At 38.1% G+C, this 17,077-nt stretch carries 20 protein-coding genes and 1 tRNA gene; 9 read left to right on the forward strand and 12 right to left on the reverse strand.

The window, feature by feature from the left end; translation table 11 throughout:
- Positions 1 to 32: 32 nt before the first annotated feature.
- A complete protein-coding gene (locus ASU31_RS23775) occupies positions 33 to 332 on the forward strand; it encodes a hypothetical protein (RefSeq protein ID WP_057934743.1) in 300 nt (99 codons plus the stop codon).
- 129 nt (positions 333 to 461) lie between these two features.
- Here ASU31_RS23775 and ASU31_RS23780 read toward each other — a convergent pair whose 3' ends face one another.
- Complete coding sequence (locus ASU31_RS23780) at positions 462 to 1,475, reverse strand: zinc-binding alcohol dehydrogenase family protein (protein ID WP_057934744.1); 1,014 nt, start codon at positions 1,473 to 1,475, stop codon at positions 462 to 464.
- A gap of 123 nt (positions 1,476 to 1,598) precedes the next feature.
- Between ASU31_RS23780 and ASU31_RS23785 the strand changes: the two genes are divergently transcribed.
- Positions 1,599 to 2,438 carry an AraC family transcriptional regulator gene (locus ASU31_RS23785; protein ID WP_057934745.1) on the forward strand — a complete coding sequence of 280 codons (840 nt, stop codon included), beginning with the start codon at positions 1,599 to 1,601 and terminating at the stop codon, positions 2,436 to 2,438.
- 133 nt (positions 2,439 to 2,571) lie between these two features.
- A complete protein-coding gene (locus ASU31_RS23790) occupies positions 2,572 to 3,486 on the forward strand; it encodes a pentapeptide repeat-containing protein (protein ID WP_057934746.1) in 915 nt (304 codons plus the stop codon).
- A 133-nt stretch (positions 3,487 to 3,619) separates the two neighbouring features.
- Here ASU31_RS23790 and ASU31_RS23795 read toward each other — a convergent pair whose 3' ends face one another.
- A complete protein-coding gene (locus ASU31_RS23795; protein ID WP_057934747.1) occupies positions 3,620 to 4,084 on the reverse strand; it encodes a hypothetical protein in 465 nt (154 codons plus the stop codon).
- 210 nt (positions 4,085 to 4,294) lie between these two features.
- Between ASU31_RS23795 and ASU31_RS23800 the strand changes: the two genes are divergently transcribed.
- Positions 4,295 to 5,569 (forward strand): tetratricopeptide repeat protein, encoded by a 1,275-nt coding sequence (locus ASU31_RS23800; protein WP_057934748.1) that lies wholly within the window; start codon positions 4,295 to 4,297, stop codon positions 5,567 to 5,569.
- A gap of 110 nt (positions 5,570 to 5,679) precedes the next feature.
- Here ASU31_RS23800 and ASU31_RS23805 read toward each other — a convergent pair whose 3' ends face one another.
- The gene (locus ASU31_RS23805; RefSeq protein WP_057934749.1) at positions 5,680 to 6,030 is read right to left on the reverse strand and encodes a winged helix-turn-helix transcriptional regulator; all 351 of its coding nucleotides are present in this window, start codon (positions 6,028 to 6,030) and stop codon (positions 5,680 to 5,682) included.
- 105 nt (positions 6,031 to 6,135) lie between these two features.
- Here ASU31_RS23805 and ASU31_RS23810 point away from each other — a divergent pair, with 105 nt between their 5' ends.
- On the forward strand, positions 6,136 to 6,891 hold the full coding sequence (locus ASU31_RS23810; protein WP_057934750.1) for an SDR family NAD(P)-dependent oxidoreductase: 756 nt from the start codon (positions 6,136 to 6,138) through the stop codon (positions 6,889 to 6,891).
- A gap of 13 nt (positions 6,892 to 6,904) precedes the next feature.
- Complete coding sequence (locus ASU31_RS23815; RefSeq protein WP_057934751.1) at positions 6,905 to 7,675, forward strand: glucose 1-dehydrogenase; 771 nt, start codon at positions 6,905 to 6,907, stop codon at positions 7,673 to 7,675.
- Between the two features lie 203 nt (positions 7,676 to 7,878).
- Here the strand turns inward: ASU31_RS23815 and ASU31_RS23820 are convergent, their stop codons facing one another.
- The 9 genes from ASU31_RS23820 to ASU31_RS23860 all read right to left on the reverse strand — a co-directional run bounded on the left by ASU31_RS23820 (position 7,879) and on the right by ASU31_RS23860 (position 14,637).
- On the reverse strand, positions 7,879 to 8,793 hold the full coding sequence (locus ASU31_RS23820) for a helix-turn-helix domain-containing protein (RefSeq protein ID WP_209435056.1): 915 nt from the start codon (positions 8,791 to 8,793) through the stop codon (positions 7,879 to 7,881).
- 43 nt (positions 8,794 to 8,836) lie between these two features.
- Positions 8,837 to 9,739, reverse strand: a complete 903-nt coding sequence (locus tag ASU31_RS23825; RefSeq protein WP_057934753.1) for an SDR family oxidoreductase — start codon at positions 9,737 to 9,739, stop codon at positions 8,837 to 8,839.
- Positions 9,740 to 9,921: 182 nt separating this feature from the next.
- The gene (locus tag ASU31_RS23830; protein ID WP_057934754.1) at positions 9,922 to 10,695 is read right to left on the reverse strand and encodes a tRNA(His) guanylyltransferase Thg1 family protein; all 774 of its coding nucleotides are present in this window, start codon (positions 10,693 to 10,695) and stop codon (positions 9,922 to 9,924) included.
- Complete coding sequence (locus ASU31_RS23835; protein ID WP_057934755.1) at positions 10,685 to 11,131, reverse strand: bifunctional polynucleotide phosphatase/kinase family protein; 447 nt, start codon at positions 11,129 to 11,131, stop codon at positions 10,685 to 10,687. Before ASU31_RS23835 ends, ASU31_RS23830 begins: the two co-directional genes overlap by 11 nt.
- Before the next feature lie 75 nt (positions 11,132 to 11,206).
- A tRNA-Ser gene (locus ASU31_RS23840) sits at positions 11,207 to 11,291 on the reverse strand.
- Between the two features lie 95 nt (positions 11,292 to 11,386).
- Positions 11,387 to 12,376 (reverse strand): YihY/virulence factor BrkB family protein, encoded by a 990-nt coding sequence (locus ASU31_RS23845; RefSeq protein WP_057934756.1) that lies wholly within the window; start codon positions 12,374 to 12,376, stop codon positions 11,387 to 11,389.
- Positions 12,377 to 12,384: 8 nt separating this feature from the next.
- Positions 12,385 to 12,792, reverse strand: a complete 408-nt coding sequence (locus ASU31_RS23850) for an acyl-CoA thioesterase (RefSeq protein ID WP_057934757.1) — start codon at positions 12,790 to 12,792, stop codon at positions 12,385 to 12,387.
- Positions 12,792 to 13,847: an endolytic transglycosylase MltG gene (gene mltG, locus ASU31_RS23855; RefSeq protein WP_057934758.1), complete on the reverse strand. Its 1,056-nt coding sequence runs from the start codon at positions 13,845 to 13,847 to the stop codon at positions 12,792 to 12,794. Before mltG ends, ASU31_RS23850 begins: the two co-directional genes overlap by 1 nt.
- A 19-nt stretch (positions 13,848 to 13,866) precedes the next feature.
- Positions 13,867 to 14,637, reverse strand: coding sequence for a PASTA domain-containing protein (locus ASU31_RS23860; protein WP_057934759.1), 771 nt, complete (start codon positions 14,635 to 14,637; stop codon positions 13,867 to 13,869).
- 212 nt (positions 14,638 to 14,849) lie between these two features.
- Here ASU31_RS23860 and ASU31_RS23865 point away from each other — a divergent pair, with 212 nt between their 5' ends.
- From ASU31_RS23865 to ASU31_RS23875, 3 genes are all read left to right on the forward strand, one after another.
- The gene (locus ASU31_RS23865; RefSeq protein WP_057934760.1) at positions 14,850 to 15,836 is read left to right on the forward strand and encodes a D-alanine--D-alanine ligase; all 987 of its coding nucleotides are present in this window, start codon (positions 14,850 to 14,852) and stop codon (positions 15,834 to 15,836) included.
- Between the two features lie 138 nt (positions 15,837 to 15,974).
- Positions 15,975 to 16,559 carry a Crp/Fnr family transcriptional regulator gene (locus tag ASU31_RS23870; protein WP_245224600.1) on the forward strand — a complete coding sequence of 195 codons (585 nt, stop codon included), beginning with the start codon at positions 15,975 to 15,977 and terminating at the stop codon, positions 16,557 to 16,559.
- Between the two features lie 245 nt (positions 16,560 to 16,804).
- Positions 16,805 to 17,077 (forward strand): DUF983 domain-containing protein (locus ASU31_RS23875; RefSeq protein WP_342438935.1); only part of this gene is annotated, 273 nt, incomplete at its 3' end.

The following is a 17,077-nucleotide window of genomic DNA, read 5'->3' on the forward strand; positions in this document are numbered from 1 at the left end:
TCCTTAGTAGTCATCTTTAATAAGCTTCATAAATGAAAGCAAGTATACAATACAATACGATGAACGGATTGTGGATCCTTTTTATTGATTGTAAATATGAGGATTCTCCGAAATACATTAGGATGATTACGAAAATTATAATCAAAATGTTATCAGGAACAGTCATTCCCGGCAATCGGCGAAGGGTTAGATCTGGCAGGCATTACCTGATTCATGAGCATGTTGTAGAATTACACACCGACGAATGGTTTCCATTGGTGCTGGCAAGTGAAAGAAAAGAGCTATTGGAAGGCATTAAATCCATTTTTCTGGATATGAGCGGGAAAAAATAACCCGCCCAATTTATTTTATCGATCAAAAATACGGGAAGGTTGCTCCGAAAGGAGTAGCCTTTTCTTGTTTTACGGCAATTGCAATACGGTAATATGGCAACATACTATCTGCATATTACCGTTAGCTGATTAATATTCGATTACAACCTTACCAATCGTTTTTCCGCTTTCTAGTAAGCGGTGTGCTTCTTTTAGGTTTTCTGCTGTAAATCCTTTCAGTATGGTGTTTAACGTTGTTTTAAGCGTACCATTATCAAAAAGTTCGGCAAGTTTATTTAAAATATGGTGTTGCGCTTCCATATCATCGGTTTGGTACATCGAGCGCGTGTACATCAACTCCCACGAAAAAGTAACACTTTTGTTTTTTAACTTATTCAGCGCAATAGGAGTGGCTGAACCGGTAATGGAAACAATATGTCCCTGAGGTTTGATCAATTCTACTATGGCATCCCAATAGCCATTTAAATCAACAAAATCTAGGATAAAGTCTACTTCCTGGTAACCTGCGGTACGTATTTCTTCAGTCAGGTTTTTATGGTCTACTACCAAATCGGCTCCCATAGCCAGGCACCATTCTTTCGTTTCCGTACGCGAGGCTGTGGTTATTACCTTTAGTCCGCTTATTTTTTTTGCGAGCTGTATCGCAATTGAACCTACACCACCAGCACCCCCAATAATGAGTATGCTTTTTCCTTTATCTTTTTGCTCGCTGATTCGCATACGGTCGTATAACGATTCCCATGCTGTAAGTGCAGTTAAAGGCATAGCAGCAGCTTCGGCATTACTGAGTGTGCTTGGCTTTAAGCCTACTATACGTTCATCTATTAATTGATATTCGGCATTACTGCCACTGCGCGTAAGGTCGCCAGCATAATAAACCGCATCACCAGGTTTAAAAAAAGTAACTGCTTCTCCAACTGCTTCTACCGTTCCGGTCGCATCCCAGCCAATCACTTTCGGTGTTTCCAGCACGGTATCTTTAGCACTGTTCTGGCGAATCTTGTAATCTACCGGATTTACACTGATTGCATTTATCTTAACCAGTATATCGCGTCCGCTAGGATGTGGAACAGCTGTTTCAAATTCGATAAAACTTTCCTCTGCCGAAATGGGTAGTGAGGTTTTAAATCCTATAGCTTTCATTGTCTTTTTATATGAATATACAATTTTTATGATTTCTGTAAGGCAAATATAAACCGATATTACGTTATTATTCGGTATAAATTTGCTTTTAATTGGTAAATTTGCGCTATGGTTTAGCACAAAATGAATAGAGAAACTTTATACGAACCTTTTGAAATTGTTTATAAAAAGTTGGATGAATGTCCGAAAGAAGGCCATAAACATTTATTTTTTGAACTGATATATATTTTATCGGGCACAGGAAAGCAATGCATCAATAACAATAAATTTGATTATTGTGCCGGCCATATGTTTCTGATCACACCAGAAGATTGCCATTCGTTTGAGATAGAAACCACTACCGAATTTTTCTTTCTACGTTTCGGAAATGTATACATCCGTTCGAAGGATTTTCATACCGATGATGTACAACGGATGGAGTATATCCTGCAGAATGCCAGTCATCAACCAGGTTGTATCCTAAAAAACTTTTCAGATAAACCTTTTATCCGGTCGCTTATTGATGCGATGATGGCCGAATATGTAAACCGTGATTTATATAATAAAGAGCTAATTGCTAAAATGGTAGATACGATGATTGTTGTGGTAGCCCGAAATATTGCCAAATACCTGCCCGCTGCCATTAAAGAAGATGCCGAAGAGAAAACCCTGGCCTTACTAAACTACATTCAGGCGAATATTTATAATCCAGAGAAATTAAGGGCCGAAAAATTGAGCAGCCAGTTTGGTATTTCTGAGAATTATTTTGGTAAGTATTTCAAGAAACATACCAACGAAACACTTCAGCAATATATAGCCAATTTAAGGATTAAACTGGTTGAGGCACGGTTACGTTTCAGTAACATGCGAATCAATGAAATTGCCCATGAGTTGGGCTTTACAGACGAAAGCCATTTGAATAAATTTTTTAAATCACAGAGAGGATTAAGCCTTAAAGCTTTTAGAAATTCACTTGTGGCTTAAATACAACTTACAGTTGCTAAAAAGCAACAAAAAGTAGCGTAATTACAACTATAATGATCGGCTGATTTATTGAATCTGGCTAACAGGCCGGCTACATTTGCAATGTCGAAAGATTAAAAAAAAGACAGTACATATGGATGCAAAAATGATCGGCAACAAAATTGCCGGAGCACGAAAAAAAATAAACATGTCTCAGTCCAGACTTGCCGGACATGTATTTGTAAGCCCACAGGCCGTTGGAAAATGGGAGCGGGGAGAATCAATGCCAGATATTATTACTTTGAACCAACTGGCCAAGATTCTGGATGTAGACCTCAATTATTTTTCAGAAAACCGATCTTCTCCAAATGCCATTAGTACGGTTGAAGAGACAATACCAGAGGTAAACAATTTAGCAAATTCACATCAGCATCAGCTGCTGACCAATTTTAGCGGGAACGATCTGGCCAAAACCGATTTTGCTGGCGTTATTGCGCATAAACTGAAATTTAACGGGAGTAATTTACGTGGCTCAGATTTTACTGGTGCTGACCTGACTGGCAGTTCGTTTCTGGGTAGCGATGCACATGAAGCCAGTTTTCAAGCTGCAAACCTCACCGATTGCAGCCTGTCGGCTACTGATCTTACAGCCGCTAATTTTGATCAGGCCATTTTGGTGCGTACAAAATTCTATGCTTTAGAGCTGGCCGGAGCAAAAATCAGTAATACCAAACTAATGGAGGTAAAACTCAGCAAGACCGATCTGAGAAAAACAGTTTTTGAAAACTGCATATTTGAGGGGGTAGACTTTGACTATTCCGATCTGCGCGGACTCAGTTTGGATGGACAGACTTTTACAGGAGTATTGTTTCACAATGCAGCACTTAATGAAACTACATTTAAAGGTGCAACACTTAAAAACGTATCTTTCCGCTCTACCTTCGCCCTTACGAATAAATATTACAGAGCCATTAAAACGATCTGTTTTGAAGGAGCAACGATGGACAAGCTGACCTATGCTTCACTCAAAGGTTTGGGTGCCGATTTATCGAAGGTTAACCTGGTGTAATCAATTTTTTAAAAAAACAAAAGAATTGGGATGACACGGTGTGCGGTATCGACATTTCCTTTGCTTAACTAAAGGAAATGACGACCGGTCTTGCCAATCAAAAACCAGTTAACCCAAAAGATGTGCCTTGGTGCTACTTATAAGGTTTAACAACAGGCTCAGATTTGGTAACCCTGGTTAATTGCATATCAAAATAAAATACAGCTTGTTGAGCAGCCTGAAAACCGAAATTATTGTTGGCCCTAAATTTATGATTCATTTTCCATCCATTAAAGAATGGTTTATAATGATCGCTTATAAATTGGGCCTTCTTCGAATAAAAGTGTGCGCTGTCGTTATACATTTTTTGGGAATCAGAAGCTGCAAGCAAATGTTTCCACAATTTTTCTTTTTTAATTTTGTCAGTAGTCGAATCTGTTCGGTAGCCAATATCTGCCACCTTTCCAAAGGCAGCTGTTCCCTTATCTAAATAATAAGAAACACTGTCCTCAAATACTTTGTAAACAGAATCATCCCGGTAGCTCGAATATGCGCTGTCGAGTTTTCCGAATTCGCCAGCCTCATAACCATAAGTATGGTTTTTGGGTGCTTCAAACATGGCTGCTATTAAAGCCTCCGCCTTTTCTTGCGGTGTTTTTGGGGCAGTTCGGCAACTTAAAAAAAAGCAGGGTAACCGATAACACAAGTGGAATATATCTTAATCTAAGCAATACATTTTCAGTAGATGGTTGAACCCAAAAATACAAAAACGAACAGGAAGTTTAATGCTCCGAGTCATGGCTATTCAAAAATTAATTAACTTAGGTACATGAAATATCTGATGTATTTTTTCATAACTGCAGTGCTGAACATAACTGCTTCTGCACAGTCGAGCTTGTCCGCTGACGCAGAATTGGCAAGAGCAAGCCTCTACCATCTGCAAAAAGATTATGGTAAGGCAATCCAATGTTACGAAACAGCTTTTAAAGTCAGGCATCCGGATGCTTCAAATGCTTATAAAGCGGCAGGAGTTTATTCTCTGAGTGGCAATGCAGAAAGATCTGAATATTACCTACAGTTGGCGTTAGATAAGGGTTGGACGGAATCTCTCTGGTTAATGGTAGATCCTTATTTTGACTATCTGAAACATATGGACCTACTAAGGTGGGGCAAACTTGTTGCACAAGCCGTGAAGAATGAACTGGAATATGAAAAAAAATTGGGCGATCCCGCCTTACGACGGAAAATAAATATGATGGTAATTTCAGACCAGCAATTACGGTATAAGAAAGTACAGACTAAAGATGCAAAAGAATTAGAGAAAATTAATCAGGAGATTGGAGCATCGGACCAAAAGAACTGGCGTGAAGCAAAAAATATTGTTGAAGCCCGTGGGTGGCCTAAACTTTCAGATATCGGTAAGGATGGACAGAATAATCTTTGGCTCATTGTACAGCATGCTGACCATGACATTTCCTTTCAAAGGACAGTCCTTGAAAAAATGAAACCATTACTTGAAAGTAAGGAAATAAACCTGGAAAACTACGCATTTCTTTCCGATAGGGTGCTTTGCAATTTGAACTATCTGCAGGAATTCGGCACTCAGGTGAACTGGATTGCAAACGGGATGGCCAGTGGATTCCGTGATATACGCAAGGAATGGGAGGTTGACGAAAGAAGAGAAAAATTAGGATTGTCCAAGTTAGCAGATTATGCGCTTAGCTATGGATTCACCTACACAAAGCCTACAAAACAGGATTGCGTTCGCACACGTAAACAGATCGATAAGAATGTTAAAGTGCTGATTGATAGTGCGAAGTCTGCCTATAAGGCTGGAGATTTTCAACAAACCTATGACAGTTATAATACTGCATCAACTTTGGCCGATGGGATGAGCAATGAGGAGAGTCTGGAAGCCGCTGTGCTTTTTTCGGTGATAGCCAATAAAGTTCAGGTTAATCAGAAGTACAAGGATATTTCCCTGGATTTTCTCAATTTGCTTAATTTAAGGAACAAACTTGATAAAAAATCCATCCAGCAGATGCATGAATTTGACGCCATCCGTCAGGATGTAAGATGGATGAGCCTGTTTGAGGCTAAATAGCCTTTATGGTTAAACGTAAAAAGGGCTTCAGGCTGGGAATATCATTATAGCCCTTCCATACCAGGAGTTATCCCTCAGGGTTGAACCTACCTACAGGCCTCGAATGGCTTTCATCCAACAATTTCCTTTCGGTGCTGAATTCCCCAGTCCGTCAGATTGTTGATTATGGTCTGTAGCGTTTTGCCATGCTTGGTAAGCTCGTATTGAATGGTGACAGGATGCGTGTCTAAAACTGTTCTTTTGACCAATTTGTTTATCTCCAGTTCTTTCAATTCCTTACTGAGCATTTTATTTGAAATTCCGATAACATCGTTTAAAATGTCGGAAAATCTACGTTTATTATAATGGCATATCGATGAAATGATGTAGATTTTCCATTTTCCACTTAAAACATCCATCGAATCATGGATGGCCATCATCTCTTTTTTACGATCATTTTGATCTATTGGTTTGCACTCCATATGTTACTTTGTTACCTCTAGGTTACTGTTACTTTTTGAAACAAAGTAACTAAAATATATTAACATAGCATAACTTTGTTGCTCAATAATTCAATAATCAATAAAATGAGTAGATTAAAAAATAGGGTGGCTATTGTTACCGGGGCATCAAAAGGAATAGGTGCCGCTATAGCCCGTCATTTTGCCGCAGAGGGTGCGAAAGTGGTTGTAAATTATGCATCAAGCAAAGAAGACGCCGATAAAGTTGTTAAAACGATTACAGATAATGGTGGAACTGCTATTGCTATACAGGGCGATGTATCAAATCAGGCTGATGTAAGCAAGTTATTTGAAGAAACAAAAGAAGCTTTCGGTACATTGGATATCCTGGTAAATAATGCAGGCATTTACCAATACTTACCTATTGAACAAGTATCAGAGGAATCTTTTCATAAGCAGTTCAATATTAATGTTTTAGGTTCTGTCTTTGCCATTCAGGGAGCTTTAAAGCTGTTCGGCGATAAGGGTGGGAATATCATCAATATCAGTTCAGGTGCAAGTAATACCCCTTTACCAACAGGGAGTGTATATTCTGCAACCAAGGCAGCATTGGATGCCGTAACCATTGCTTTATCGAAGGAGCTTAGTGGCAGAAATATCCGTATCAATTCTATTTTGCCAGGTGTTGTGGAAACAGAGGGTTCGCACAGTGCAGGATTTATTGGGAGTGAATTTGAAGCCAGATTAGTTGCCACCACACCGCTTGGACGTACTGGGCAGCCGGAAGATATAGCAAAAGTGGCCGTATTTCTTGCCTCCGATGAGGCGGCATGGATCACAGGAGAGAAAATTTCGGTTTCAGGAGGTATTTACGGAATATAACAGATAACTAAAAATGAATAAATTAAAAGATAAGGTCGCTGTTATTACCGGCGGCAACAGTGGGATTGGTTTTGGAATTGCTGAAGCTTTCAAAAATGAAGGTGCAGTGGGTGTAATTACCGGCAGAAACCAGGCTACTTTGGACCGTTCGGTCACCGAACTAGGCGAAGACTTTGTGGGTGTAACAGGAGATGTAACCGTTAACAAAGATCTGGAAAACATTTTCAGAAAAACCATTGAGCGGTTTGGCAAGATCGATGTCCTCGTAGTAAATGCCGGAGGTATAGTTGATGGTATGCCGATGGCCGCAATCAATGATGTTACCGAGGAAAACTATGACAGTTACATGGATCTCAATCTGAAAAGCACCTATTTCACCGTCCAAAAATCCCTGCCTTACCTAAATGACGGTGCATCGGTTATCTTGATCGGATCTAGCGCTGCTCATCGGGCTGCACCCGGGATGACCATTTACGGAGCGGCAAAAGCAGCTGTCATATCGCTTGCCAAAGGTTTATCTTTGGATTTACTACCCAGAAAAATAAGGGTGAATACGCTTTCGCCCGGATCTATTGATACCCCGGTTTTCGGAAAGATCGTCCCCGAAGAGCAATTGGACCGGGTGAAGCAGATGTGGATCGATATTACACCGGTTGGTAGGCAAGGATTGCCTTCGGATATCGGAAATGCTGCTGTATTTCTGGCATCTGATGATTCATCCTTTATAGTGGGTACGGAAATTCTTTCCGACGGTGGTCTCACCAATATCAGCCTGATGAAATAGGAGAGAAAAATAAGCAAACGAAAACGTGGTTTTGTCAATGAACCTTCGAACGGACAGTTTGAGGGTTCATTTGTTCATGGTTTGAATAATACCCCGATTTTAAACTGCATTCAGGCCTTTTAAAAGAAACAGCCTTCTGTTTTCAGAAACTTTCAGTCATGTAAATAAAACTTAACTGAAATTAAGAAGACTTAGAATAACTTTTAATTTAAAGACTTCCTGAATTCCAAGGGGGAAATATCAGTTTTAGCTTTAAATAATTTACTGAAAGACTGAGAATGCTCAAAGCCCAATTCATAAGCAATTTCACTTATTGAAAGTTCAGTTGCTGAGAGTTTTTCTTTGGCTTTTTCAATTAGCTTTTCGTGAATGTGCTGTTGTGTGGTTTGTCCGGTTAAAGTTTTCAAAAGACTGCGCATATAGTATTGCGACATATTGAACTTGTCTGAAAGAAGCTGAACACTCGGCAAACCTTGTTCTTTGAGATTATTTCCTTCGAAATAATCTTTGAGCAGAATTTCCAGTCGCTCTAAAAATTGATGATGCGTTTTGTGGCGCGTAATAAACTGTCGCTGGTAAAATCTTTCAGCATAATTCAAAAGCGTTTCCAGCTGAGAAATAATAATGTTCTGACTGAATTTATCAATATTGGTTTGATATTCCTGCTTGATATTATCAGTAATTTGCTGGATTTTTATTTCTTCATCTTCGGATAAAAATAATGCTTCATTGACAGAATAATCAAAGAATTCATATTTCTTGATTGTGCTTGCCAGTGGCGTACTCCAAAGAAAATCCGGATGAATCATCATCATCCATCCGGACGGATTTTTGCCATTTTCTTCCCGAATGACACTCAGTATCTGATGTGGAGCCATACAGAACATCACGCCTTCATCAAAATCGTAATCCTGCTGCCCGTATCTGTATTTATGATTCATATCCCGTTTAACAGAAATCATATAAAAGTCAAACATCAAACTCTGCTTTCCACTTTCCAAAGCCGGCGCCATATCTTCAAAATTTATCACACTGATGAGCGGATGTTTTGGCTTTGGCAAGCCACGCAAAGTATGGAATTGAGAGATGGTTTTTATTCTTATTGGCGCATCATACATCAGTTTAATATTTAATCAAATTTAATGAATATAAAGTTACAGACTATTTTATCTCAAAGGAATAAACATCATTTTGTAAATCTTCCATCAAGGTTGGATGTTGAGGATTCCAGCCTAATGTAGCCTTAGTTGCTTCACTTGAAGTCAGATTACTAAGCTTTGCAAAATGTGCAAACCAGCCGAAATGTTCTGCTGCTTCACCGTCTGTTAGGGAAACAACTGGAATCTGCAATTTTTGTGCAATAAAAGTTGCAATGTCTTTAAACGGAATTCCCTGTTCTGCAACTGCATGATATCTTGTTCCGCTTATGAAAGGCTTTTCCAAAGCTAATCGGTACAATTTTGCTGCATCTAGTCTGTGAACAGCAGGCCAGAAATTATTACCTCCATTAATAATCGCAGCTTTTCTTTTTGCTTTCGCAATATGAATCGAGGTCGGAACAAAACCGATTAAATCTCCTTTACCGTGAACAGATGGAGAGAGTCTTACAACGGCAACTTTCACGCCTTTTGCAGCTATGGTATCGGCTGCATTTTCTGTTGCAATTCTCGGATGTGGATTGTTTGCGGAAAGATCTTTTTCAGTCGTGATCCCGTCTTTTGAAAAAAGTGCAGTTCCTGAAGTGATGAGAAAAGATTTGTCTGTTCCCAATAAAGCTTCACCTATTGTTTCAATCACTTTTCCATCAAGTGTACACATTTCCTCGAATCTTGTAAAATCGTGGACAAATCCTAAGTGAATCACTGCATCTGCAGCGATAGCTCCTGATTTCAAACTTTCAAAATCGTTTAAATCTCCGCGGTGTGCTTCTGCGCCGGCTGCAATCAAATTGTTTACTGATTCTTCCGAACGAGCCAATCCCAAAACCTGGTGCCCATGGGCTAATAATTCCTTTACTACCGCAGTTCCTACGAAACCTGTAGCGCCTGTAACAAATACTTTCATTTTGATATAATTTAATGAAGCAAAGTTCAGATTTCGTTCCTGTACTCTTGTAGCCGAAAAATATTTTCTTGTAGCCGAAAATTTAATTATATGACTTCATCATGTAACTGAATACGGTTTTTAAGAGCGATTCTGAGGCTTACCTTAATATATTAGACCTGCACTAGAATTGGGGGATATTCTTATATCTTGATCTCATACTGACCCAATAGATCATGTATAAATTTATTGTATTCTTCGCGCATGGGCAACTCGAAATCGGTGTAGAGAACCCGCTTATCTGTCAATACATGTCTATTGATTTTGGGATTAAATCCCACTTTGTTTGTGTTTTTCCAATAAAAACCTATTCCTCTTTTTTGCCAGCCAGGAACATTATTGAAATTGATGCCGTATTGAAATAATAATTCGTTTTTGGCCGCAATACTCATCCCCTCAATTTTGGAAGTAGCTTGGTTTCTGTTAAGCTTGTCTTGCCTCAACCGCCAGTAGCAATGTGCATTCAATGCATTTCTGTGCGCATCTTCATTACACCATCTGAAATAATCCTCAACTAATTTTTTGTTCGGAAGCTCAGAAACACGGCAATCAAATGCTCCAACGTCTCCTAAGATGGAAGAAAATTTAGCACTGGCTTCACCAGCAAGAACGGAAATATATTTTCTTGTCTTTCGGCCAAAAAGATTCTCACTGGGATGAAATAGCAGTGATATTTCATCACTTTGCGTATAACCATAAATGATATTGAAACCGCAGTTCATAAGATGTTTTACTGTTTCAGTCATTAAATTCCGAAATTTTTCATCAAAGGGTGCTTCAAAATGATGCACTTCTTTGGTGAGCCTGGTAAAACCACGCCCGTCAATTCTGGCTACCATGTACATCTCAGGTAAAATACAACGATCTTGAGCAGTTTCATAAACCCTCATCTTAGCATCTAAATCATCAAATTTCATCTGACCACGGCTTTATAGTGAATTCGTTATTCTCGGCTGTTACATAATAAAGTTCATCGAAACCCTCGTTAATAGAAGGAAGACTCAGTTTTTTAAAGGTACCTTTTATACCAATTTCAGGGATCTTCTCTTTGCCCGAACGTTGATTATTATGCGTTATCGCTTCAACTAACTTTGATTGAAAATAATAGCCGATTACTTTAAATTTATTTGCTTTTGCAATGGTTATATATTTTGCTCTTTCTTCTAGCGATGGATTTGTATTGTCGATCACAAAAGGCTGAGAGGTATTGATGCAAGTTTCAATAAACCTGAGTTCTTTATTTCTCGTATTTAATAAATCTAAGGAAATGCGTATGTGACTTCTAAAAAACCGTTCTTTAAAAAAAGTAGTTTTTCCCGTTGCTTGAATACCGCAAAATATTATTGCTTCCATCTTTCCTAAGGATTCGCGATTTTATGGATACAAAAAAAGGAAGAACTATTGTTAATTCTTCCTTTTCAGTTGATGCGGAAAGCGAGGGATTCGAACCCCCGGACCTGTTACAGTCAACAGTTTTCAAGACTGCCGCATTCGACCACTCTGCCAGCTTTCCGGAGGCAAAAGTACGAACTCCGGTTAAATCTGCAAACTATGAATGCTTTTTTTTTATATAAACTTGATAATTACTTAACACAGAGGGAGAAAAAATTATTTCTTCTGGATATTTTCTTCAATTGGCTCCGATTTTTTGAACAAATTAAAGGTAGGGCGGATAATTTTTACACTTCTTTTGCTTACATCAACACTGGCATTGAGCTCAAAACCGATCAATAAAATTAAAGAATTGAGGTAAAGCCAGATCATCACCACAATTAATGTTCCGATAGAACCATATACTTTGTTGTAGGAAGCAAAATGGTTAATGTAGAAAGAAAATCCCCAGATGGTAAGGAAAGCCAGTATAGTAGCCAACCAGGAACCTGCACTAAAGAAACGCCACTTTTTTGAATGTGCTGGCCCGTATCGATATAAGATAGATACCGTTAAAAAATATAAAATGGCCAGTAGTGCCCACTGGGTAAACTGTACGGCAAAGGCTAGAAAACTACCTTTAATGTGGAGTTCGTTTGTGATCTTATTTAGTAAAACTTCTCCCAGAGTCATGGCGCTGATGCAGATGATAATGGAAAAACAAATAATCGTAGTTAATATCAGTGCAATTAAGCGTTGTTTCAACCAGCCCCTGGTTTCGATAATCAATGATGATTTATTAAAAGCCTTCATTAAATTTTTAACCCCATTGGTGGCAAAAAATATGGCCGATAAAAAACCGAAAGATAGTAAGCCCTTGTTCTGGTTTTTAATAATATCTTTTAATGTGGTTTCAAAGGCATCAAAAGCATTGTGTGGCAGTACAAGTTGTATTAAGTTTAACAGTTGATCCTGGAAGCCTTTAATCGGAATAAAAGGAATTAACGTAAACAGGAAGATAATACCAGGGAAGATAGCCAACATGAAACTGTAAGCTAAAGATGATGACTTGTTTACCAAAGCGTCTTTACCAATTTCACGAAAGAAAAATGTAGCTACAGTATACAAGGGAAGTGGGCTAAAACCAGGCAAAACACATCCCTTCGTCCATTCGATAAATCTAGAATAGAGTTTAAGATGTAATAACTGCCTATGTAACCATTCCATTGTATTTGTTAATTAAAAAACACCGATAGTTTTTCCATAAAATTTTCGGGTGGATTTGTAGGTTTATTTTTCTTCATATCAACAAAAACCAGTGTAGTGGCCCCAATGTTTATGAGCTCTTCTTTTTCGTTATACAACTCGTACTCAAAAAAGATCCTGATGCCTGGCAAGGTTTTGATGATTGTTTTTACGGTAATTTCCTGGTCGTAAAGGGCAGGTTTAATATATTTGCACTTTAATTCTAAAACAGGCATCATAATTCCATCAGCTTCCATCGAGCTATAGCTCATGCCCAAACTGCGCAACATTTCTACCCGGCCTACTTCGTAGTATTGTGCATAATTGCCATAATACATATAGCCCATCTGATCGGTTTCGCCATACCGAACCCTGATTTTTGTACTGTGGCTATACATTATTTAAATATGTTTCTTTTGTTTAAAGCTTCACGATATTTCTTTGCATTGATTTCGTGCTGCGCTTTATTTTCAGCAAAATTATGGTAGCCGGAAAAATCTTCTTTGGCACACATGTAAATGTAATTGTTGTTATCGCGGTTTAGTACAGCATCAATTGCATTAATACTGGGCATCATAATCGGTCCAGGAGGCAAACCAGCGTACTTATAAGTGTTGTAAAGCGATTGTACCTGTAATAATTTTCCGGTTACCCTTTTAACGGTGAAATCGTTGTTTGCAAAAATCACAGTTGGATCAGCCTGTAACAATATGCCTTTATTCAAACGGTTTAAATACAAACCTGCTATAATGGGCATTTCTTTGTCGTAAAGTGCCTCTGCATCAACAATAGAAGCCAGGGTATATACCTGTACTGGAGTCAGATTTAAACTTGCTGCTTTTTGTTTGCGGTCGGCAGTCCAGAATTTATCATATTCCTTGTGCATGCGCTCAAAGAAATCAACCGGCGAAATATTCCAGTACATCTCGTAAGTATTCGGGATAAACATCGCATAAACATTATCCTGGTTAAAACCATATTTGCTAATCAGTGCGGTAGAATCTAAAACATTGATAAAGCTTAACGAATCGGCTTCCAGGTTGCTGGCCAGGTATGCTGCAAAGTTTTCTTTCTTACGGATGTTATGGAATTTCAATTTAACCGGATCTTGATTTCCGGCCTTAATTAAGTTAATTAAACTGCGATTGGTCATCCCTTTGTTTAAACGGTAACGTCCGGGTTTAACACTTGTAGCTAAATTCATTTTTCCGGCAGCTGCAGTAAAAGAAGAGATGCTTTTTACCAGATCTTTCTTTTTAATTTCTGCGATCAGATCATCGTAGCTGCTTCCGGTTTTGATATATAGGTATTTTTGATTTTCGGTAACGTTAGGGGCAAAGTAAAGCCTGTAAATATTTAACGCAAAGTAACCAGCAATTAAAATAACAAGAAGCGCAATAACTATTGCCACTTTTTTGCCTGTACTCATGTTCTTTTTTTCTACTTCAGTCATCTGTAAATATGATACGTGTTTATTGTTGTTTGTTAGATAGGGTAATGTTAATCTTTGTACCTATAGCCACTTTGGTTAACGAATCAACCAGCATAGGATCTTGTTTAGTAATAATAGCAGCAGCACTATCGGTAATAGGACCATCATAAATAATAGTACCTAAACTCAAGTTCGAACCTCTTAGGCTAAATTTCGCTTCATCCATCGTTAATCCCATTAGTTGTGGAATATCTACTTCTTCGTTTCCACGTCCATCGCCCAATACCAGGTTAATCCTCGAGCCAACAGGCACAATCTGTCCGACTGCTATTGGCTGACCGCCGAAAGAAGCTTCTAAAACCACATCGCGGCTTACATCTGGCTTATAAGTGGTATCTCCGAGTTTTAATCTCGAACTCTCTATTATAGCCTGTGCTTCTCTTAAGGTTTTAAACGCTATATCAGGGAATTTTGTATTCGGTGTTTTACCTGCATTAATGGTTAAGTAAATGGTCCGGTTATCTTTAACAAAAGTATTGGGATCAGGATCCTGATCAATTACAATTCCCGCAGGTTGATCCATAATAAAAACTGAATCTACTTCATATTTTAACCCGGCATCTTCGAGTTTCTTAACTGCCTGCTCAAAAGATAAGCCTTTTACCATAGGTACATTTAGGCCTTGTCCGTGTTTGGTGTAATATCTTAAACTAAAAAAAGCGACCAATAGCAGCACTACAACGGTTACTATTGCAGCTAAAATATTGTTTCTAAACGATTTGGTTTTTAAATAATCTATAAATTTAGACATGAATCTTAATTTGGGTTATGCGTACAAGCTCAAATGTAACTATTTTAATGATTGATTGAATTATAGAATCCATTTCCTCATTCCATCATGCTCTAATTCCTTCATTCAACCATTGAATAAATTCTCTCCTTCAATATTATTAAAGCACAAAGATATTTATATTTTTGAGGATATATTTATATTCAATTTCTATTTATAAAAGGATTTTTAACATGAAGAAAACGATAGCATTGTTAACAGGCGGTACCACAGGCGAATGGGTTGTTTCGGTGAAAAGCGCAGCCACTATTGCTCAAAATATCGACCCCGATTTATACGATGTGTATAAGATTATGCTGAACGAAAAGGGCTGGTTTTATGAGCCTGCTGATTCTGTTAAAATTGAAATTGATAAAAATGATTTTTCCTTAACGCTTGAAGGAAGAAAAATTAAGTTCGACGGTGTTTTTATTGCTATCCATGGTTCGCCTGGTGAGGATGGAAAATTACAGGGCTATTTTGATATGTTGGGTATCCGGTACACTACCTGCGATGCATTAACTTCATCAATTACGATGAATAAAGGTTATACCAAAGCGGTTGTAGAAGGCATTGATAACTTGTACACCGCAAAATCTGTTCAGATATTTAAAGGTGGCAACTATAATTTAAAACAAATTAAGCAAGATCTAAGGTTGCCTTATTTTGTTAAACCAAATAGTGGGGGCAGTAGTATTGGCATGAGTAAGGTAAAACATGCCGATGACCTGGAAAGTGCTTTAGAAAAGGCTTTTAAAGAAGATGATCAGATTTTAATTGAGGAGTTTGTTAGTGGTAGAGAGTTTTCGATAGGCATTTTTGGCGCTGAAGGAAAAATTATTGTTTTGCCAACTACAGAAGTGATTCCCGCAAATGAGTTTTTTGATTTCGAAGCCAAATATACTCCTGGTGCAACTGAAGAAATTACACCAGGCAGAATGAATGAAGAAGAGCTGAGTCGTGTGCAACAGGTGGTAAAGGATGTATATAAGAAACTAAATTGTAGGGGAGTAGTACGTGTTGATTATTTCCTCGAAGAAGGAACTGGTAAGTTTTATTTTATCGAAATCAATACCATTCCCGGGCAAACAGCAACCAGTTTTATTCCACAACAGGTAGCGGCAATGGGGATTACATTGAAAGAGTTTTACACCCGTTTAATGAAAGAAACATTAGGTTAGTTTTTATAAGTATTGTTATTGTGTTTATAATCAGGAAGATAGCTATCGGGATGATTAGGGATCGTAATGCAATGGGCTTTAAGATTCCCGCCTGCGCGGGAATGACGACCTTATCAGTAAGTTAAACTACCACAAGCAATGATGAATATTCAAAAACTGATTGATAAAGGCTTAAAAGTTAAAAGCTACCCGAAAGATTCGGTTATTTACGAGCCTGATATGCAGCCGCGCTATGTATATTTTATCAAATCGGGCGAGGTAAGAATGGTTACCGTTAGCGATGAAGGAAAGGAATTTATTCAGGGGGTTTTTAAAACGGGCCAGTATTTTGGCGAACCTGCATTACTAATCAACAGGCCTTATTTAGCTTTTACCATCACCAATAAAGATTCGCAGCTAATTGCTGTAAATAAAGAAGATTTTTTTGATCTGATCAAAAACGAACCCGATTTTAGCATGGATCTGATCCGGACGCTAAGTAACCGTCTTTTTTATAAATCGATGATGTTAGAAGAACTGGCGAGCGAAAAGGCTGAGCATCGATTATTAACGATTATCAATTATCTCCTTAATGATATTGCTGTGGGCGAAAATTTAAAGGTAACGCGGCAAGAATTAGCTGATATGACCGGTTTAAGGGTAGAAACAGTTATCCGTGGCACTAAAATACTCGCCGAAAAAGGCCTGATCAAAACCATTAAAGGAAAAATAGTAAAGGTTTAGCGTTTTATTGCGAAAGCACTAATGAACCAATGACTAATTTTAAATAACAAATGACTAATGGACCAATATACTAATCCCTCAAACATGATGCAGATCATAAATTAGTTTTTAATTTTAGCCTTACCTTTGAGGTATTAAATTATAAGATTATGGCTGAGTTATCTAAATTTCAAGCGTTTTTACAGTGTAAATGCCCACGTTGTCGCAAAGGAGATATATTTACTGGAAGTGCTTATTCTTTCAGATTGCAAAAAACAAATATTACCTGTCCGCATTGCAACTTAAAATTTGAGCGCGAACCAGGATTTTTCTATGTAGCGATGTTTGTAAGTTACGCCATGAATGTTGCAGAAATTATTACCATAGGAGTAGCATCTTATGTTTTGGGCTTGCCTTTAATTTATGAAAACCTGTGGTACTACGTAGGTTTAATCTTAACGGGTGTTTTACTGTTATCTCCCATTAATTACCGCTATTCGAGAGTTATTTTACTTCATTACCTTACACCAGGCTTGCAC

The organism is Pedobacter ginsenosidimutans (genome assembly GCF_001442625.1).
Classification (GTDB): Bacteria; Bacteroidota; Bacteroidia; order Sphingobacteriales; family Sphingobacteriaceae; genus Pedobacter; species Pedobacter ginsenosidimutans.